Origin of the sequence: Neorhodopirellula pilleata (genome assembly GCF_007859915.1) — a bacterium.
Taxonomy (GTDB): domain Bacteria; phylum Planctomycetota; class Planctomycetia; order Pirellulales; family Pirellulaceae; genus Rhodopirellula; species Rhodopirellula pilleata.
In genome coordinates this window covers 1169283-1190883 of sequence record NZ_SJPM01000001.1, presented here as the reverse complement: position 1 = coordinate 1190883, position 21601 = coordinate 1169283, and the positions used below count along the sequence as shown (strand labels likewise).

Here is a 21601-nt window from a genome sequence, read left to right as displayed (position 1 = left end):
AGCCTTCAGTATGTAAGAGCGAACCCTCACTGATGAAAAATAAGACTCGACCTTGACCAGCGACGGGTTGTGTTCGTCATTGTGGGATTGCTCAACACGACACGGTTGGGGGTTTGTCAGTTATGCCGCTTGTAGCAGCATTTCCCACGACCATTCGCTGTCGGGTTGATCGCAAATAGTCCAATTGGGTCCGGCAAGCGTCAGGATCCCGGCGTTTCGATGCAATCAATAATTCCGACGCCGGTTGAGTCAGCGAGGGAAAACCGACGGTCCCGCCGGCCCCTTTAAGCCAGTGGGCGTTAGTCGCGAGATCTTCAAACCTCGCTTCATTGAGTTCCTCGGCCATCTTTGGCAAGCGCTCGTCGAGTCGCCTAACGAATCCGATAACGATTTCATAAAAATCGGGATCGTCCATCGGTAACGTGCAGAGGACCGGCCCCTCATCAGATCGTTCATCTAACGATCCGCTTGAACGATCCTCGGCGGGCGGGGCTGTCGCATGAGGCGTTTGTGTTGCCGGAATGACGATTCGATCGCTCAATTCGTAAAGTTGTCGTAGGATCTCGCTGGCCAACTCCGTTTCTCTCGCCTTGGCGGCTTCCTCGAGCTGTTTCGCAACGGGGGTGAAGACGTCCAGGCCGACCGTTCCACCGGCACCTTTAAGCCAGTGAGCGTCGCTGTGAACGGTTTCAAAGTCCATCGCCGCGATGGCGATTTCGATATTCGTTAATCGCGAGGGCAGTCGATCCAAGAATCCCATTGTGATTTCTCGGAAGTCAGGATCATCCATCGGCAGCGTTGGGAAAATCGGGCGATCCGTTTTCGAAGGCATTGAAGCGGACGGTAACAATGATGAAAACTCGATCGCGTCGGCTGTGCCAACGGACATGGGTGATACGAACTCATGTGGCTCGGACGCCGAGTCAAGGTGAGTTGCTGCGAGTTGCAACAACAGGTCGATATTGACCGGCTTACTGAGGAAGTCGTTGCATCCCGCATCCATGCACTTCTCACGGTCACCGACCATCGCATTGCCCGTCAGAGCGATGATCGGAATGGTGAATCCGGCGGCCCGCAATCGCTCGGTGGCGGTATAGCCATCGAGCACGGGCATTTGCATGTCCATCAGCACCAATGCGGGAGTTTCCTCGGCGATGCTTTCGATCGCTTCGAGACCGTTAGCGGCGGTCGCGACCAAAGCTCCGGCTCGTGTCAAAACCAGTTCAATCAATCGGCGATTCGATTCGCCATCGTCGACGACCAGGACGCGTTTGGCAGGTAATCGAATCAACTTCGCGGCGACGGCTTCGTTCGTCCGACGACGTCGCAGATCCTCGAACTCGCTCGGCGACATCAGATCAGACGTGTCCTCATCGTCGATCGGCAACTCCACGCGAAACGTACTGCCCATGCCGGGTTTACTCTCAACGGTCAGACGTCCGCCGAGTGATTCAGACAGACGTTGGCTAATCGACAATCCCAACCCCGTGCCGCCGAACTTCCGCGTCGTGGTGCTGTCGGCTTGGGAGAACGACTCAAAAATCCTTGCTTGTTGTTCCGGCGTCATTCCGATTCCGGTGTCGATGACATCGATTCGCAACACCTTTGACGATTCAAATCCGGCGGATGATTCGGATTGACGCATCGCCGCGATGATCGACACGCTTCCTGATTCGGTGAACTTAATCGCATTGCCGACCAAGTTCATGATCACTTGCCGCAGACGCGTCGGATCGGACGTAATGACGCGGGGGATGGCCGTTTCCAAACGGACGTTCAATTCAAGGTCGTTTTCGTCTGCTCGCACCTTGAGCGTATTGGCGACATCCATAATGACTGCGTCGATGTAAGTGTCGATCGACTCGACTTCCATCCGACCGGCTTCGATTTTGGAAAGATCCAAGATATCGTTGATGAGTTCAAGTAGGTGGGCACCGGACCGGTGAATCATGTTTAGATGATCGACGGCTTCATCGGAATCGGTTACCAATCCACGACGCAGCACGTCCGTGAACCCCAAGACGGCGTTCAACGGCGTGCGAATCTCGTGGCTCATGTTGGCGAGGAACTCACTCTTGGCTTCGTTGGCGTGTTGTGCCGCATCGCGTGCTTGAGCCAATGCGACTTTGTTCTCTTCGATCAATGTGATGTCATCGAACGTGGTCAAGAACCCTTGGCCGGTAATCGGTGTGCAATTGACCGTGAAGGTTAAACGTCGGCCCTTGACGTCCATCTGCAGAATTCGATCGTGAACCGAATCGTTGATTTGTCGGGCTTCTTCCCATGGAAGAGTCTTTTCCCCTTCATCGCGGTCGGCAATGATCCAGTCGGACGCCGAAATATACTTCCCGACCAATTCACTCGCGGGTATATCGAGTAACTGCGTCAAACGTTTGTTCGCGAACAAGGTCCGTTGATCGGCGTTGAGCAACACCAACCCGACGGTGAAGGTATCGAGTGCCTTCTCGACATGGGTGGGAACCGCACCGGAAGGATCCAAACTTTGCAATGTCTTACGCAGGAAGAACGAAAACTGGATCAGACACGCGGGAATCAGGACGATCAACAACCAAGCGGGCCCCCAATGGTTCAGTCCCCAAAGTCCGCCGGTTGGCTCGAATCGAATCTGCATTTCGCCCCATTGTTTGCCTTGGCGGTAAACTGGGACGCTCATGTGGGTAGCGTCTTGCGAATCCGGATGCAGCCAAACTTCTTCATGCGGTCCGGCCGAAACAACCAAACCGCCATTGACGCTTTTTAAGCCGATCGAAAGGATTTGCGGATCTCGGTGCACGACCGATTCCAAGGTTACCTGCAGTGACTCGATCTGTCCGGTCGAGGCCATCGCCGTGCCACTGATCGCGAGGGTTTCACAGATCCGCGAGCGGCTCCGCAAAATTTCACGCTGTTCGTTGGGAAAGAACCCGGCGGCGCTGGCGACGAGCAGACTTCCGGTCATCAATCCGACCAGGCCGAAAGACAATCGCAAACGCACGGGAATGCGGTTGTAACAAGATGTGAATCGCTTGAGCGGTGATCTCATACGGCGGTCTCCTCCGAATCGATCGCCTTGGATTGGCGATCCATGAGTTCTTCCAGTGTTTCTTGGTCGGCACCCCGACCATCGGCCGACACGCCCTGCATAATCATCAACGGGTCGACACCACTCCACGCGGGCATGTGTGCGATGAGTCCTGAAACCAGGAATCCGCTTCGCATCGCCCAGGCCAGAACCCCGACGGTCATGCTTGAAGCGGCCGCGCCGGCGGAACCGACCACGATCAAGTCGCCTTGGATTTGTGACTCCACTTGATCTCGACGATCGTCCAAGTCGTCCCACATCACGCCCGGACGCGTCAACGCGACCATGTCCTCCCATGCCAGAGCGGCACCTTCGTTATCGATGCGGGTGATGTTGGTTGATTCCAACATGCTGTTGGTGCGTGTAGAGCGATTTGATCGATCAGACGCATCTGCCGTATTCGAGGCGGACGACGAAGCGACGATGTCCGTTTGGTCGGAAGCCGTTTTTTCGTTCGTCGAGGTACCAGATGGTTGCGCCAGGGACAACTCTCCGCTCGCGCCGGTCTGGGCGGTGCTTGTGCCGTCGGTTGATTCACCGCCGTTGATCTTGGCGATCGGGCTGGTCGCTTGGTCAGCTGCTTCGGAGGTTTCGTCGGAACTGGATGATGTATCGGAATTCTCCGAACTGGTGTCGTCATTGTCGGATGAGTTCGTTGAGTTGTCCGAATCACCCGTGTTCGTCGATTCGCCGCCTGGGTTCGTTGGTGAATCCGTCGGTGGATTGGGGACTAAAATTCGGGGAGGCCTAACATTGATGGTGACTGTCGCGACATTGCTCATCAGTGAACCGTCGCTCGCCATCCACTGGAATGTTACCTGGCCGATAAATCCGTCCTCCGCCTTGTACAAAAAACGCCCGTTGGCGGCGAGATTCAGCGTTCCATGTTCGGGCGGAGTCACCAAAACGGCCGTCAGTTCATCGCCTTCGGGATCGGTTGCCAGCGACTCGAACACTAATTTAGGAACAAAGATTTCTTGGCCGCTGACTGCGTTCATTTGATGATCATTCAGAGTCGGTGCGGTGTTGAACCGAGCGACCGTCGTCGTCGCGATGCTGGTCAGCGGGCCTTCCTGATTGGATTGCCCATCGATGAAACGCACTTCGACTTGAATCGTTTCGCCCACGTCCTCCGGTCGCAAGGTATAAACGGAATCGACCGCATCGGTGATCTCGGTTCCGCCACGCAACCACTGGTAGTTAAACGCTCCCAAGCCGTCCTCGTCGGCGATCAAGGATGTGTCGACGCTCAATGTTTGTCCGACGACGAAGTCGCCTTGAATGACGGGTGCCCCCGTCGCGGCATCGTTCGCGTTCGTGATGGTCAATTCGAATCGTTGGGAATCGTCCGGTGTGGCACCTACGGTGTTGTCGTCGATTGAAACAATCACTTCCAGGGTTGATTGCGTTTCGAAATCCAACACGGTGTTCGCACGCAGCCTCAGTGTGTTCCCGATCACTTCAAACTTCTGATGATCGGCACCGGACAAGGTAATCACTTCGGTGCCCAAGGCGTCGTCGTTCACGGTGAGCGTGGCCACGGTGATGGACGTGGATGTATTGGTGTTTTCGGCGAGCGTCAATGCGTCGGTGGACAATTCCAACGTCGGTGCTTCATTGACATCGAGAACCGCAATAGTGAACGCGAGCGTGCGGAAGGACGTATCGCTGCTGGTAGCGCGAACCGTGATCTGATGGCTCGAGGCGGCTTCGTAGTTTAGGTCGTCATTGAGCGTGACTTGACCGGACACCGTGTTGATCTGGAATCGCCCTGATGCATCATCATCGAGCGTATAGGTGACCGTGTCACCCGTGTCCGGGTCCGTCGCGAACGCCGTGATGCCGACCGATGTTCCTGGCGTCGCGGTTTCGAGGATACCGTTCGCGGCGGTGTTGGTATCCGCGATCGGTCCGACAGCTCGATTGGCCAGTGCGCCTTCGACGAGCGTGACCGCATCAATATCTTCGGACGAACTTCCCGGTTGCATTTGGATGTCGCTGGCGTCAAGGAACACGACTGCCGATCCTGTCGAGTGCGTGCCTCCGATGCGAGTCGTCGTCATTCTTAGTCGTACCACATCCTGGTCTTCCACCGCGGTACCGGCAATCGAATTGACTTGGTAGGTTGACAACAGAAGGTCGCCCGCTAGCAATGTGGTACCGCCAATAACGCGGTCGGATGCAACGATATGTACGGCGTCGATTCGCTCAGAAAAGCCGAGATTGCCACCATCTGCGGTCTCGGCAGTACCGCTGCCCTCGAGCAAGATCTGACTCGTTCCGGAAGTGCTCCCCAGCCCGATCGTGTCAGCTTGGAACGTATAGACTCGGTCTTCTTCGTTTGCACCGTCACGTACCAACAAAAACGTTCCTTGAGCCAAAGTCGTGTCACCGACTTGAACGCCGCCGGCGTTTTCTACCAACGAAACACCCCGGATGCGTCCGGCGTTCAGCGGATCGTCGAGTAGGTGATAGAAATTGCCCGCCGTGTAATCGCCCTCGGTTGTCGGGCGGAATACGAACACATCGTTCTTGTCAAACGTGCGGTCAGGTTCGGTTTCGCTGTTCAACGTCACGTTATCGGATGCCAGCGTTAGGATCAAATCTCCCGCACGTAGTTCAAATTGATTGGCCCCGGTACCCACGGTCAAGTCTGACCAGACCGCGTGAATTCCCTCGATGCGGGCCGATGGGCCGGAGTTGAAGTTTGATATTTTGAACCCGGTCGTTCCCAGTAGACCGCTGGTCGTTCCGCCGTTGGGATCGAAGTTCAGGTTCGGGTCGGTGAGTTGAATGATTTGGTCCTGGTCCCAAGCGGCAAGATCTGGGTTGCCGGAATTGCTGACATCACTTGACGTCGAAAACCAAACCGCGTTCACTTCGGAAACGTTGACGACGTTAATTTGTATGGTTTCATTGGAAGACTGCGATACTCCGTCGCCGACACGAACGCTAAGGGTGTAGGTCGTTTGATTCTCGAAATCCAATGTCGAATTGTCGGCAATGCGGAGCATCCCGGTCGACGCGTCGATTGCAAAAACGCCCTCTGAGTTGCCTCCCGTGATCGTCCAATTGGTGAGCGAACCGGGACTGTCCAAGTCGGTCGCGACGACCGTTCCGATAACGGTTGCATTGGCGGCGGATTCGGAAACGCTGAAAACTTGATTGGCGGTGATCACGGGTGCCACGTCGTTGAGATCATTCACCATGATCGTGAACACGGATGTCAGTGAATTTGACGCTGAATCCCGCACCCGAACTTCGACTTGGTAGGATGAACGCCGCTCGTGATCGAGCAAACCATCATCGATCCGCAGTTCATCATTGTTGGCACCCCCGATAGTAAACAGCGCCGCATCGACCCCTCCGACGATTTCGTAGGTGAATGTTTCGGTGGTATCGGCATCCGTCGTGGTGAAACTACCGATCGAGAGGCCACCCGACGTATTGACGTTTTCATCGATACTTGTCGTGCTCAAAGAGATCGCCGTAGGGGCAACGTTAGGCGCTGCGGTCGCCGGCATTGAATAGGCGAGCGAGAATCCGTTGGGACGACCCGGTGTCGAATCGAGCCCGATGTCGCTGGCCTTCATCAAGATCGATGCGGTGCCTGCGGCGGTGCCACTTCCGTGTGTCGTCGTCGATAGATCGAATGCGATGATATCGTCCTCGGTTGTGGTGATTCCGTTGGCACCGACATCGTCTTGGGTCCCTGTGACGTTGACGAGCAACGTTCCCGACTCCAATGTTTGTCCGCCAATCGTGATTCGGGTTTCGATCAGATCGATCCCTTGAATGTCCCCTGTCCAGGAACTGATCCCGAGGTCATCGCCATCAATCAGCTTGACGCGGACTCCGTCCGTGGTCCCGTCACCGACGTCCGATGTCTGATACCAATAAATGTCGTTAGCGATGAAAGTAACAACGTTGCTGTAGAGAAAATCGCCAGCTTCGAGGATGACATCCCCGAGAATGGTGGTTTTTTCGACAAGCGTGATCGCATACAGATTGCCCGACGCCATTTCGTCGAGGACGATCGAGAAGGTACCCGAGGAATAGTCACCAACGGTGTCGGGTCGAAACAAGACGACGTCCTTATTGGAGACATTGACTGCGCCGGAGTGAAACGATTCACTACCGGTTGTGAACAATAGGTCGCCTTGCCGAAGTTCGATCGCATTGGCACCCCCGATCGTCATGTTTCGGCTGACGAAATGAAAGCCGTTCATGTTGGCGGAACCATCGTCGGCGAACGCGTTTAGATCGAACTTCGATGCAAGGGTTCCGTTGGTTCCTCCGCTTCCCAAAGACAGGTTGGGATCTCCAAGTCCGATGATCTCGCTTTTGTCCCATGCGTTCAGACCGTTGACCCCGCTTGGCGAAGCGACGTCATTGCTCGTCGTCAACCAAAGTTCAGGCGTCCAGCCAAGTTCGAACGCGCCGATGTCGGTTTGCGAATCGCGTTGGTATCCTCGAGCGTCGGTCGTGATTCCGCCAGGGTTTGTGAATCCGCCAAGGGCCAAACCGCTGTTCAACGCGGCGCTGGTGGAGGTGATGGCGTGCGTCGCGAACGGCCCACCGTTGTCGGCCAGGGCGAGCAATCCGGCGTCGTCACCGATGATGTCGCCGGCAAGACCGGTGGCAGAACCGATGACCTCAATGATGTTGTGGCCGTTCGAAATGTATACTCCGAAGACGTCGTCATTGGTGGTCGAAGCGGAGTTGTTGACGACGATGGAATTAGCGATCTCGACATCCGCATCGTCCTCGTAAATTCCGCCACCATCGGCGGCGGCATTGTTAGTGATTGTTGAATTCGTGATCGTCACGTCCGAATCCGTCCATAGACCACCGCCCAGTCCGGCGGTGGTGTTGCCACTGATCGTGACGTTGGTGAGTGATCCGCCGTTGCTACCGTGAAACGAGATCGCGCCGCCGTCGTTCGTAGAGGTATTGTTGAAGAGCAAGACCCGATTCAAGTGAGCGGTCCCGTGAACGTGAATCGCACCGCCCTTGTTGCTCGTATTGTCCTGCAGCACGGCGTCAGAAAGATACAAAACGCTGTCGTTATTCACGAAGATTCCTCCCCCGTTGTTTTCCTCTCCGCCTTGGATGGTGACGCCGGAGATACTAACAACGGCGGTATTGTTCGTTTCGAATATTCGTCCGTTATTTTGGGTCCGTGCGATCGTGGTTGATCCGGCACCGGCACCTTCGATGCGGATGTCTTCGTTGATTTGGATCAAACCGAATCGTATTTCATAGGTCCCCACGCCTAGTAGGATGGTATCGCCCGAGTTCGCTTGCTCGACTGCTTCACGTAAAGACGTGGTCGCATTGGAGTTGTCCTCGTCGTCAAACGTATCGACTTGGATGATCGCCAATTTGCCCAGCCAACTCTCTTGGAATGATTCACTCACGGCGATCGGCGAATCGATCATGCCGACGGTGAATTCCAAATCCCAATCACCGCCGTACCGCGAATGGCCCGTGTCATCGTCACTGGCGGCGACATCCGCACCCGTCAACGCGGCGAGCGATTCCAGGAACTCACGTCCTGAACTTTCTGAGGCGAGGTCGCATCCATAGAACAGAATATCGGCGTCGACCGACAATGCCGACTGCCACTGTGCGAGTTGACCGGCGTAAGCGTTCACATTGTCAGGGCCGAGCCAAGCGTCGCCCAAACGAACGGCGGAATCTTCGGCATGCGAGACGATGTGAATCGACGCGAGGCCCGAATGGGAGTCCAAGATTTCGGTGATCTGCTGCACACCGTCGCGGTTTCCGTCCAAGATGAAGACGGACGCGTCGGGACGTGACCGGTTCAGGTCATCGAGTAATTCCTGCAGATTGGGTACCAATGAATCAATGATGATCAAGTCGGTCGCTTGGGATGTCGGTCCGGCGACGGTCGAGGCGACGGCACCGTCTTGAATGTCCTCGGAAACGACCGACATCACCATTGCCGCATCTTCTTGGCTGTCAACGAAAGCAGGTTCCGCCAGCGCGGGGTCGATCGGCGTGGCGCTAAATAGCAACCGCGGTTCCAATTTCCCGAGCCGCACGGTCGCCGCGTCGCTGGCGACCTCACGGCGGAGCTTTGTCAGCAATTGATCCGTCGTGATGCGAAATCGTTGCAACCAGTCGTGATCTTGAAACACCATGTGAAACTGCGCGCGGGAGAGAATGGTCCAGGGAACGCTACCCGATGATGCAGGAACACGCCGAAACTCTGGGTCAGGCAAGTTGGGAAGATTGGCTGAACGATTCCGTTGGTTCGCTTTGGGGCGACTATTCCGAGGCTTCCCTCACGGGACTGACGAAAAAACTGAGTACCGTATGTTCATCACCCGCCGTTTGTGCCGAAAACTCATGTTGATTGCGTTGTACTAGCAACGCGGGTTTCGACGCTCCCTGCCGGGCGTCTTCCTTTGACAACGTTTGTGAAACTTTGTTCCAAACCGGGCAACCAACGAGAGCGAAATCGCTCAGTCGCCTTCGGCGATCGTTGCTTGCTGCGCTGATTGATGGACTCGCGTTGGTTGTGTTCGCCGTCACGGCTTGGGTACCATGGGCGGCGATGGCAGACGGTCCCGCGTTTCCTGCTGGCTTATCGGTCTCCGCCGATATCCCGCCGCCTGTCTATCCGGGACCACATTCCCATCGGCTCGATAGTTATCGATCAAGAATTCAAAGCGATACGGCTCCTCCGCCCGTAGCAACGTTGCCGGTGAACACTCCACTTGCTTCTCCCCAGGTCGCCGGGCCGATGTGGTGGCAAGTCATGGTCGCGCAACCGTTGGATCTGGGTCGTCCCGTCCCGGTCGACGCAACGTTGCTTGTTGAGACTTCGTTGATGTCGTCTCCGTACATTTTAGGCCTGTTGACCGAGCCGAAGATCCGGTGCAACGACTTCGTTATCGCGGACGCTCAGTTTGACACGCTCTCGTTCATCGACGCCAAGTTCACCGGCACGAACGATCCGATCGGTAGCGTGTTGACGACCGGTGATGCATCGACTCGATTTCGCGATGACCTATTCGGCTCCGCGATCGGTTTGCGAAAACAAAACCGCACAGGCGGAAACGTGGAACTGGTTCAGCGAGGAGGCTTTCAGTCGAACAACTCCACGTTCCTGGTTCCCAACGGCCAAGGGACTTCTCGACTAGAACTCAACTTTTCGCAACCTTTGCTTCGCGATCGCGGGCGGGCGGTCAACATGACGCGTGTGGTTTTGGCATCGATCGATGTCAAACTTACCGAAGCGGAAGTACGAAACGACATCGAAGACCATCTTGTGGATGTCACGCGAGCGTATTGGGAACTGTACCAAGCCCGCGCCGAGTATGTGCAACGGATGCGACTGACTCAAGCCGCGATCGACTTGCACGCGACGCTGAAGGGCCGCGTCGAGTTGGATTCGCAACAGCGGCAGATCCTGAGAGCGGAGGTCGCGATCACCCGGCGACGTAGTGAACTGATTCGCATCCAAACTCGGATCGCCAATGCACAGTCCCGGCTACGTTTATTAACCGGCGATGCTGCGGTGGTTAGTGCCTCCGGTTGGGAGTGGTTGCCACAGGACATGCCGATGGATCAACCGATCGATGTTTCGACGCGTGAGGCAACTTTGACGGCGTTGGATCAACGCCCTGACATCGCGAGTTCTCTCCGGGAGATCCAGGCCGTTTCAACGCGAGTCGGTGCGGCGCGCAATCAAGTCTTGCCGCGTTTGGATTTGATTTTGAGCGGCTACGTCGCCGGGCTCGATGGCAGCACGAACACGTTCGGAGCGATCGGCAACCAGTTCACCCAAGGCGGCCCTTCGTTTGCCGGTGGATTCGTGTTCGAACGTCCGGTCGGAAATCGTGCCAATGAAGCCCGTTTGCAACGCGGCAAGTGGGAATTGACCCGCAGCATTTATGAGTTTCAGCAGACCACCGAGTCGGCGATCACCGCCGTCGAAATCGCGGTCCGGGAAACCCAGGCCAGCTACGCCGAACTCAATGCACGCAAACAGTCCGTGGCCGCCGCCGCAGCGGAAGTCGACTACCTGTATCAGCGTTGGCGTTGGTTGCCCGATCCCTCCGAGTCGGCAGTCTTGTTGATCGAAGATTTGCTCGATGCCCAAGAACGAACGGCGGATGAAGAACGCGCCGTTGCCGCATCGCAGGCCGCCTACGCGATGTCGTGGATTCAACTTCGCAAGGCCATGGGAATCCTCTTGCAGGTTCATACGGAAGTCGACGTTCCATTCGAACCGGCGAGCGACGTAATGGAGTCGATCCCTTGAAAAACATCTTTGAACCGACGATCCAACGTATCCGCGAGCTTGCCGAGGATCTGGCCGAACGACCCGATGATGTCCTGCGATCCCTTCGCGACTGTATTCGTGCCGATCAAGAACCAACTTGGGTTCAAGCGGCGGCTATCGTGGTTGAGGCGATCAAGCGGGTTCACAGGATCGAACTGTTCGATACTCAGATTCAAGCCGGGCTCGTGATGTGCCAGGGCGGCGTCGCGGAAATGCAAACCGGCGAAGGCAAAACGTTGTCGGCGGTGTTGCCGACCGTGGTCCAAGCGATAAGTGGAGCGGGCGTTCATGTTGCCGCCCCAAACCAATACCTTGCAAGACGCGATCACGTGCTCCTTAGCGATGTCTACGCGGTGCTCGGTCTGACGTGTGGATACGTTCATGATCAAGCGAACGACCGGGAAGCCTGTCTGGGCTATCGTGCTGATGTGACCTTCGCCGCCTCACACACGTTCGGGTTTGATTTCCTCCGTGACGCGTGGAAGCGAAAGATACATGTTTCCCGACAACCTGGGTCCCGACTTCTCAACGCGTTGCGAGGACAGAATTCGTTCACGCCCAGACAGCGTCGCCCTCACGCAGCGATCATTGACGAGGTCGACGATGTGCTCCTAGACGACGCCATTTCGCCGCTGATCTTGAGCGGTGTGGATCCGTATTCGAGCGATTCCAACTTGGACGACTCCGCAACCCTCAATCTGGCCCAGGAAGTCGCCGCACACTTACAAGCCGGGACGGAGTATCAGCTCTCCGGCAACCAAGCCTGCTCATTGACTCCGGCGGGGATGGACGTCATCTACCGGGACTTCACGCCGTCGACGCCCATGAAACGCACTTGGCACGAATACGTGGACGCCGCCTTACGGGCGCGTCATGCGTTCCTACGTGATGTCCATTACATCATCCATGAGGGCAAAGTCCAGTTGATCGATGGTGCCACCGGTCGTTTGTTCCAAGATCGAACATGGTCGCGTGGTCTTCAGCAAGCCGTCGAAACTTACCAGGGGCTCGCGGTCACGCCTGAGCCGACAACGTTGGCGCGAACGACCAAGCAAAGCTACTTCCGTCGCTACCCATTCCTTGCCGGCATGACCGGTACGGCCCGAGGTTGTGAACGAGAACTTGTACGGAACTACCAACTGATCGTGCACGAGATTCCGACCCGCTTGCCCAGTCGTCGAGAACTTCTGCCGATGAAGTGTTTTATCACCAGGACGCTCAAATACGATGCCGTCGTTGACGAGGCGATCAAGTTCGCCTCCCAAGGACGTGCCGTTCTGATTGGAACGTTGAGTATCGATCAGAGCCGTGACGTATCGGCGAGACTGGCCGCCGTGTCGCAGCCTCATCAAGTGCTCAACGGAGTCCAAGACGCCGACGAAGCGAGCGTGATCGCGGCCGCAGGCCGGACCGGACAAATCACCGTCGCGACGAGCATGGCCGGCCGAGGAACCGACATCGCATTGGAACCCGACGTCCGTGACCGGGGCGGGTTGCACGTAATCGTGACGCAAATGCACTCGCTTGCTCGGGTCGACCGACAACTGATCGGACGCGGGGCCCGTTGCGGCGATCCGGGATCGGCCCGATGTTTCGTCTCCGCCGAAGACCCCTTATTGGTCGATCATGGACCTTGGGTCTGCCGCGCGATCGAGCGGGTCTTTCGTCGTGGACAAGAGATCGCTGGACCGGCCATCGTCCGAGCGATCGAGCGGATTCAAACCGAACAACAACAACGCTTGGCGACGCGGCGGGCTGATGCATTGGCCGTTGAGATCAGCGATCAATCATCGCTTTCGTCTAGCACTGCTTCTGACCGACCGACCGAATGTTGGGCCATCTAAATGTTTTCGTCATACTCATTGCGAGCGTTCTTCACTACCGTTTCGGCGATTGTTTCAGCGGTCTTGGTGGTTTCAGGGATCTTGCCGGGCAAAGCCTCCGCGATCGAATTGGAATCGTTCACCCAGCCGTACGCGAGCATCGACGTTCCGGCGGCGGAGATGGGTGTGCTCGCGGAGATTCTCGTGCGTGAGGGTGGTACGGTTCGCCAAGGCCAGTTGGTCGCCCGCCTCGACGACACTGTTTTGCAGGTGTCAAAGTCCTTGGCCCAGGCAAGCCGGGACGCGGTCAGTTCCCAGCGTGCGGCTGAAGCCGAACGATCGCTGACCGAACAGCAGCTCCGCAGCTATCGAGAGCTATTCACCGCCGGCAATGCAACGCAGCGAGAAGTCGATCGCGCCGAGAATAACTTCTGGCAAGCGACGACGAGGTTGCTCGCCGTCCAAGAAGACATGCAAATTCGTGACTTGGAACTGAAGCGAATCAGCGCACAAATCCAACAGCGACGAATCGCTTCTCCGCTAAACGGAGTGGTGCTTTCGATCACCAAGGATGTCGGCGAGTTTGTTTCTCCGACCGATCCGGTGGTGATGCAGATCGTTCAACTTGATCGCCTGAAGGTTATCTTTTCGGTGCCTGTCAATCAAGTCGACCAATGGGAAACCAATCAGCGAGTTTCGCTGCAAACAGGTTTCCAAAACCTTTCGACCACGGGAGTCATCGAAACGATCGCTCCCGTAGCCGACGCCGAGAGTGCTTCCGTCCGAGTCACGGTTCGGATCGAAAACTCCGACGGTAAGTTGCGAAGTGGTGTCGTCTGCCGCTGGGACCTGGAACGATCACCGGCGAGTTTTGTAAGCGAAAAAGCGAAGAATGTGTCCGGTGCATTGAAACGTTAATGAACAACACTTCATTTTCGCCGATCGCCGACAACCTACTGGAGTCTTTCCATCCGGGGCCTACGTGTACGTCTGGTTTATCAAGCTCCGACGTCATGAGCGAGAACGAAGCTTTGGCGGCGGCGATCGAATTGAACTCGCAGCTCGACCAAGCCGACCGATTGCAAGACGCGGCGGGCATACTCGCAGATCGATTGGCTGACATCGTGTTGGCGGATCGCGTTTGCATACTTTGGCGGACCGGCGACACCTCGCCGATGCGATTATTGGCGGACACGACGTTCGACCTTCATGGTTCGCCACGCGACCGGCCTAACGTTCAAGCGGAGATCGCCGAGACCATCGCTGCGGGGGAAGAAATCGCGGTGATCGGCGAACGGATTGATTGGCATTCCGATCGACCGAGTCGTCGCGGTGGAACGCTCGCGATCGAACAGTTCGCTCGATCGACCCAAAGCCAATCTTTGATCGCAATCCCGCTGATCGACGACGGCGATGGGTGCCGCGGGGTGCTCATTGTGGTCGAACCTCGCTCGGATTCCGTCTCCCGCTTTTTGGATGCGATGGCTCCGTTGCTGACGGGCCGTTTGGTCGCGATCGAACGACTGCAACCGGGACGTTTGGAAACGCTTTGGCGATCGATCACGCGTTCGACCGTTTCACCGGCGAGATGGCGAATGATGGCAATCGCGGTCGTCATGTTCGTCGCGTTCTTGTTCATGCCTGCAACGTACAGCGTCTCGGTTCCGTTGGAACTGCAGCCGGTGATGCGGCGGTATGTCGCCGTGCCGTTCGATGGCCCATTGAAAAAGTGCCGGGTGCGTCCCGGGGACGTGGTGGCCCAAGGCGAGGTGTTGGCCGAGATCGATCCACGCGAAATTCAATACGAGTTGGTCGGCGTACGATCGCAATGGGAACAGGCCGAACAAGCCCGCAAGGGCCGGATCGCCGAACACGATTTCGCCGCCGGACAACTGGCCGAACTGGAGTCGCGGCGTCTGAAGTCCCAAACGCAACGGTTGATCGAACGTCAAACCAATTTAGAAATCAAAAGCCCCGTCGCTGGTATGATCGTCAGCGGTGATTGGCGAAGCAGCGAGGGGATGCCGTTGTCTCGCGGCGAGACGCTGTTCGAAGTCGCCCCGCTTGACGAGATGATCGTGCAGTTGTGGATTCCCGAGTCCGAGATCGCATACGTTCGAACCGGGATGACCGTCCGAATCGCCACGCACGCCGATCCGGACCAGCAACATGTCGGCACGATCGAGCACGTTCACCCCCGGGCCGAGATTCGGGATCATGATAATGTGTTCGTCGCCGAGGTGCGGTTGCCCAATCGTGACAATCGACTGCAACCTGGAATGCGCGGCCGCGGCAAGATCTATTCCGATCAATATGCCATCGGTTGGAATTGGTTCCATCGACCGTGGTACGCCCTACGTGATTGGGTGAGGTGGTAGACGATGCGTTTGTGTGTTGCCGACGACGTCCGAGTGTGGCCTGTCCACGAACGTGGTGAATTGGTTTACCGCGTCGAGCTCCCACATTCGCACCAGTTCTTTCGCGTCGGCTATCGCGAATACTTTCTGATGTCGTTGCTCGACGGACAAACCTCGTTGCCGCAGGCGTGCAGTTTGGCAACCGCGAGACTCGGACGCGAAGCACCAACGGCCGACGAGGCCAATACCATCGTCCGATGGTTATTGCAAAACAAGATCGTTCACGACGTCGACGAGCAAGCATTGGGTCAGTCGCGGCGCAGCCATCGGTACCCTGATCGATCAACCGATCATTCTGGTTCGAGTTCTGTGGCCGGGAAACCGAAAACGATCGGCGGGCTGATGGGCCGTTTCAATCCGTTTTGGGTTCCATTTTCGATCCCGCGAGTCGAACGTTGGCTCGCGCCGCTTGCGATCGGCTTGGCTCCGGTCCTCGCTCCGCCAGCGATTTGGGCCGGTGCCGTCTTGATCTTGATCGCGTTGATCCTGTTCGGATGCCATCATGTGGAGTTTGTCAGCGAAAGCGTGGAACTGTTTGACCCTCGCAAGTGGGTTTGGTTGGGCATCGGTTTTGTCGGATTGAAAGCGATCCATGAACTCGGCCATGCGATCGCCTGTTATCGACAAGGTTGTCGAGTCAATCGTGGAGGTGTCGTATTTGTCTTGATGGCCCCATTGGCGTTTGTCGACGTGACGAGTTGTTGGCGATTGGAATCACGTTGGTCACGGATGTGGGTGTCGGCCGCCGGGATGTGGGTCGAGGCCGTCATCGCAGCGGCGGCGATGATCGTTTGGACGATTCACGACGAGCCTTTGTCACGTTCGATCTGCCAAGGCGTGGTGATGACGGCCGGTGTCACGACGATTCTTTTCAATGCCAACGTGCTGATGCGATTCGACGGTTATCACATCCTCGCCGATTGGGTGGACATCCCCAACCTGGCCGGCGAAGGGCAAGCCAGCGTTGGACGATTTGCCCGCCGCTTTTTTCTAGGGCAATCGGAAAGGCGCGCAAGCGGCTTGATCGGTTGGCGGCAGCGATTCACTCAGGTTTACGGAATCGCGGCGATCGTATGGAAGGTGCTCGTCTGCTTGACGTTGAGTCTCGCCGCGTCGGTCATGTTTCACGGCGCGGGCGTCGTCATCGCGGTCATCGGCGGCGTCTTGTGGCTAGGCGTCCCGGCCGCGCGCCTAATCGGATTCATGCGGACTTTGAAAGATCGAAACCCGATTCAGTTCTTTCGAGGGATCGTTCTCGGTGGTGCGACGGGCCTGGTGAGCCTCGCGTTTGTGTTTTGGATGCCACTGCCGTCGCTCGTCTGCATTCCGGTGATTTCGGAATTCTCACCGTCGACCGTTGTTCGCGTCCGCGCGAGCGGTTTTGTGGACAAAATCTATGTCGCCGATCAACAGCAAGTCTTAACAGGTCAACCCTTGCTGCGATTGGTCAACGAAGAACTCGATCAAGAACTCCGGTCGCTGCAGATCGATCAACAACGCGTCGAAGTGCTGTTGCGACAAGCATTCAGTCAAAGCGACGAGGCGGAGGTTTTGAGTTTGAAACAGCAAGCCGTCGCGATCGAACAACAATGGCAACAGGTCAAGCGTCGTCATTCCGATTTATTGGTCCGGGCGGATCGTGATGGACATGTCGTCGCGGCAAATCTCGCCTCCCTTCGTGGCACGTATCTAAGTGAAGGCGATACGTTGATGAACATCGTCGGTGAAGGGGACCTGGAGTTGATCGCGCTGTTGTCGCCCGAACACATGGGCACCTTGCGTCCGACTTGTGGGGAACCGATTCGGATTCGTACGGCGTCGCGCGAGTCGTTTGAAACGCGTTGGAAAGTCATCCAACCGCGCGCTTCGGACCGTCTTCCTTTCCCCGCCCTCGCGGCCCTCAACGGAGGCCCCCTGCCGACCAAGCACGACCGTGATGCATCCGGGGATGACGGCTTGCGTTTGGTTCAGCCTCATTTTCAAGGTCTCTTAGTAACTCCCCGGCATCCATCGATCGGTCATCAAGCAGGCATTCGATTCCAGGCTGAAACCCTCACGGCCGGATACCCGCTAGGTCTGCGGATCCAATTTTGGTTCCAGGAGGATTGGATCGGTGGAAAATAATTCGGTCTTGCGCTGAGGCAGCTCGATTCGCTATAGAGAAGGTTGGGATCTACTCTTTTCAGCGAGACGCACCGATGCGACGCAGACCGGCAATGGACAGCTCGGCAATCGACTACGAACTGTCCCAAATCCAGCGGGCTCAAACCGAACGCACTCTTCACCGACGGGCCGACCGTTCGCGACGGCAGCGGACCGTGGCGATCACGACGCTCGTATTTGTTGCTTTGGTCGTGCTGGCGCTACCGAGTTTGGTCAGCCGATCACCGATCGGGCGTTCTTATTTAGCACAAACGATGCAAGCGTACGGCTGGCAGGCTGACGCCGATTCACTGCAAATCGGTTGGATTACGCCTGCCCGCGTGGTCGGTTTGCGAATGGTCGGCGCGCGCGCCGGTACCGAAGTTTCCATCGGCGAATTACAAACCAACCTCACCCTGCCGCAATTGCTCGGTGGCGAAGTCAATGCCGGGAAATTCGGCGAGATCGTCTTGCGAGACGTGCGATTGAGCGGCCGGATCTCTGATCGCAACTCATCGGTCGAAGAAGATTTGGTGGACTTGCTGGCACCGACCGACGAGCCGACCACCTTCACGCCCGATGGCAATGTTCAAATCCAAGGACTGCAAATCGACTTGACCGACGCGGTCACCAATGCCATGTGGTCTTTCAAACAGGCCAACGCCTCGGCGGTCATCACGCCGACCGAACTGCAATCGCAATGGCAGGGCGTCCTCAGCCAACCCGGTGGCAGCGACGGATCGGTCCAAGGAACGTTGGTCTGTTCGATGATGGCGGACGCCTTGCCGGCATCGCTCTCGATCGAATCGAAATCGCTGCCGATGTCGATCTTGAGTTTGGTCGCGCGGCGATTCCCTGAAAGTGAATTGCCGGCGGTGATTACGGGAGATTTGTCAGGAACCGCAACACTGGATATTCCTTCATCGGGTTACCCGAACGTGTCGTTGCGAAAGATCGAACTTCGCAACTTGGCGGCTTTCGATTCGAATGACCGTCGCCGTTTGTGGAGCAACGAGTTGATGCAAGTCAACGGTGACGCAACCTGGCAACCGGGGCGCCTATTCGCTCGCCAGGTCACCGCCAAGACCGACTTTGCGGCCGTGTCGATCGACGGTTCCTTCGCTGATTCGATCTCTCTCTCCGGTTCCCAGTCCAATCCTTTGGCTTGGTTGGACCAAGTCGACGCGACGGCGAACATCGAAATCGATTTGCCACGATTGAATACCGCGCTACCTGAATTGCTTCCGCTGCGGGAGGGCGCGACGCTGCAGCGAGGCGTCGTCCGCGCGACAATCGAACCGATGGCGCCATCGGTGGCCACTCGAAATTCATCGAATCAAAACTCTCAGCGTCGTCGTCGCTTGGTGGTGCAAAGCGACGTGATCGAAGCGACGGCCGATGGGAAGCCCGTCCGAATCGCTCCGATGGACGCGACCGCGATCGTCGCCAGTGACGCGACCCAATTGCGAGCCGAACAGTTTGAAATGCTCAGTCCCTTCGCTCGCATCCGTGGCCTGGGTGATCTCGCGTCGGGTTCCGCCGAACTGGAAATCAACTTCGGCAAACTCGCCCGCATGTTGCAACCGATCATTCAAACAAACGGCCAAGAACTTCAGGGCGATATCGTTGCGAAGTTACGATGGAACTCCTCGACCAACGGAATTTGGCGATTGCAAGGGGAAAGCGACATCAACGACTTGGCCCTCCAAGTCGCCCCACAAACTCTGTGGCAACAAAAGCAACTTAAATCCATCATCGACGTCGAAGGACGATTGATCAATCGCGCCAGTACGTCGACTTCGGCGGGCGGTTGGTCGTTGGAGGAACTTTCGCGTGGCGTGATCACACTTGCCGGAGACGGCTTTCGAGCGGACGCCGAGTTGGTTCAAACGATCGTAGGGCTCGACCGCAATCAAATGATCCCGCTGCGCGTTCGCAGTGAAGGAAAAATCGAGTCGCTGATCGACTTGGCGATGCCATGGATGCCCGAGTCCCTGATCGGATGCCGTGGCGGACTGAACGTGACCGCGCGAGCATCGTTCAACGGAAATGGTGAAGTCTCGCTGCAAGCGATCGACGGTCAACTCAGCTCGTTGAGAGTGCCAATGTCCGATCGTGACTTTCAACAAGAACTCGTGAAGGTTCACTTCGACGGCAAAGCGATCTGGCCACGCCAGGAAGTCACGATTCAATCGATGACCGTCGTCGGCGACGCCTTATCTGCAGCGATGCAAGGCGAGTGGATCAACTCGATGACCGATATCGAGATCGCATGGCGGGCCGACTTGGATCGATTGCAAACGACGACCGCCAAACGAATTGCCCGCGATGTGGCCGGTGACCGGCCGACCGCGCTGACCAACTTCACTCGACCCGCCAACGCCACTGCGAACACGAGCGAATGGAAAGTTCGCGGCAAACTCGAAGGCAACACCACCTTGGTCGGTGACTCGTTGAACTTGCACGTCGACACCAAAATCTCGGCGAGAAATGTTGAGTTGCTCGAGACCGGCAAAACCACTGTCTCGGTATGGTCTGAACCGGCCGTCGAGGTCGAGGGTAAATTCAAACTCGACATCGCCCGGATGAGTATTCAGAGCGAATCGTTGCAAGCGTCGACAGATTGGTGCGGCGTGAACCTCGCCGGCACGGCTTCGTATTTCAACGAGATCGCCGACGTCCAACTCCGCGGCCCGGCACGGTTCCAAATGGACCAGGTTTCGAACCGATTGACCAAGCTCAGCGGCACGAGCATCGTCGCCGAAGGCATGCACGAAACACCACTGGAGATCATGTACGCCCAAAACAAGCAGGGCCAGTACGCGTTTACCGTGAAAGGAAACTTGGGTTGGGAAACCGTTGACACGGCGGGGATGTTGTTCGGGCCGGCCGAGGTGCCGTTCAAGATGACCGAAGACACCGTCTCGATCTCACCGAGCACGATTCCGGTGCTCGGGCCGAGCCGTCTGACGCCGCGAATGATCGGCCCCCAAGTCGCCCCGCTGGAACCGATCGCGGGCTCGAGCATCAGCCCGGGCCATGGCGAGATCTACGTTGCCGGCGACGTTCATTACCGGCCTGAATTATGGATCGAGTTAACGCCCGGGCCGGTCGCCAAGAACGTCAAGCTAACGCCCGACATGACCAACAAGTGGCTCAAATATCTCGCCCCGATCGCGTCGGACGCCGCCCGCGTCGAAGGAAGTTTCGGAGCCGATCTGCAGCAAGCCGTCGTCTACATCGACGACCCCCGTCGCAGCCAAATTCGCGGTCGTTTGGAAATCGACCAGGTTCGCATGACCGCAGGCCCGTTGGCCGATCAAGTGATCGCCGGCGCACGACAATTGCAAGCCCTCGCGGCGATCGGATCGAACGTCCGCCCGCCGAGCACCGGAAGCACGTTGATCTCGTTACCCGCCCAAACGATCGAGTTTCAAGTCGCCGGTGGCGTCGTCGATCACCGCGCGCTGCTACTCGACGTTGATCGCGCCCGCGTCATCACCAGTGGTCAAGTCGACTTCGACGGCCGCTTGAATCTGATGGCCCAAGTGCCGCTCGACGCAAAATGGTTGGGCAGCGATCTGCGATCACTTGCCGGTCAAACGATGAGCCTGCCGATCGACGGAACGCTCAATCGGCCCAGTCTCGACTCAGCCGGGATTCAGAAAGTCGTTTCCCAATTGGGCATGAAAGCGGCCCAGGACGCCGCCGGAAACTTCCTTCAAGAACAACTCGGACGCGGCCAACAACAACTCGAACAAGGACTCAACAAAAGCCTCGAAAGATTGCGGTTGGATAAGTTATTTGGAAACTGAGCCCA

Annotated in this window: 8 protein-coding genes; 6 read left to right on the top strand and 2 right to left on the bottom strand. The window is 57.0% G+C overall.

The genetic code is table 11. The features are described 5' to 3' along the window. Positions 1–91: 91 nt before the first annotated feature. Complete coding sequence (locus Pla100_RS03780; protein ID WP_231602654.1) at positions 92–3043, bottom strand: ATP-binding protein; 2952 nt, start codon at positions 3041–3043, stop codon at positions 92–94. Further along, a complete protein-coding gene (locus Pla100_RS03775; protein WP_146576273.1) occupies positions 3040–9330 on the bottom strand; it encodes a DUF4347 domain-containing protein in 6291 nt (2096 codons plus the stop codon). The genes Pla100_RS03780 and Pla100_RS03775 overlap by 4 nt, the downstream gene beginning before the upstream one ends. A gap of 263 nt (positions 9331–9593) precedes the next feature. Between Pla100_RS03775 and Pla100_RS03770 the strand changes: the two genes are divergently transcribed. The 6 genes from Pla100_RS03770 to Pla100_RS03745 all read left to right on the top strand — a co-directional run bounded on the left by Pla100_RS03770 (position 9594) and on the right by Pla100_RS03745 (position 21596). Continuing rightward, on the top strand, positions 9594–11378 hold the full coding sequence (locus Pla100_RS03770) for a TolC family protein (protein ID WP_231602652.1): 1785 nt from the start codon (positions 9594–9596) through the stop codon (positions 11376–11378). Next, positions 11375–13243: a preprotein translocase subunit SecA gene (locus Pla100_RS03765; RefSeq protein ID WP_197167672.1), complete on the top strand. Its 1869-nt coding sequence runs from the start codon at positions 11375–11377 to the stop codon at positions 13241–13243. Before Pla100_RS03770 ends, Pla100_RS03765 begins: the two co-directional genes overlap by 4 nt. Next, a complete protein-coding gene (locus tag Pla100_RS03760; protein WP_146576271.1) occupies positions 13244–14140 on the top strand; it encodes an efflux RND transporter periplasmic adaptor subunit in 897 nt (298 codons plus the stop codon). It abuts the gene before it with no gap. Next, positions 14140–15600, top strand: a complete 1461-nt coding sequence (locus Pla100_RS03755; RefSeq protein ID WP_146576270.1) for an efflux RND transporter periplasmic adaptor subunit — start codon at positions 14140–14142, stop codon at positions 15598–15600. The genes Pla100_RS03760 and Pla100_RS03755 overlap by 1 nt, the downstream gene beginning before the upstream one ends. Before the next feature lie 3 nt (positions 15601–15603). Next, the gene (locus Pla100_RS03750; protein ID WP_146576269.1) at positions 15604–17763 is read left to right on the top strand and encodes an efflux RND transporter periplasmic adaptor subunit; all 2160 of its coding nucleotides are present in this window, start codon (positions 15604–15606) and stop codon (positions 17761–17763) included. Between the two features lie 74 nt (positions 17764–17837). Next, positions 17838–21596, top strand: coding sequence for a hypothetical protein (locus Pla100_RS03745; protein ID WP_146576268.1), 3759 nt, complete (start codon positions 17838–17840; stop codon positions 21594–21596). Positions 21597–21601 lie beyond the last annotated feature (5 nt).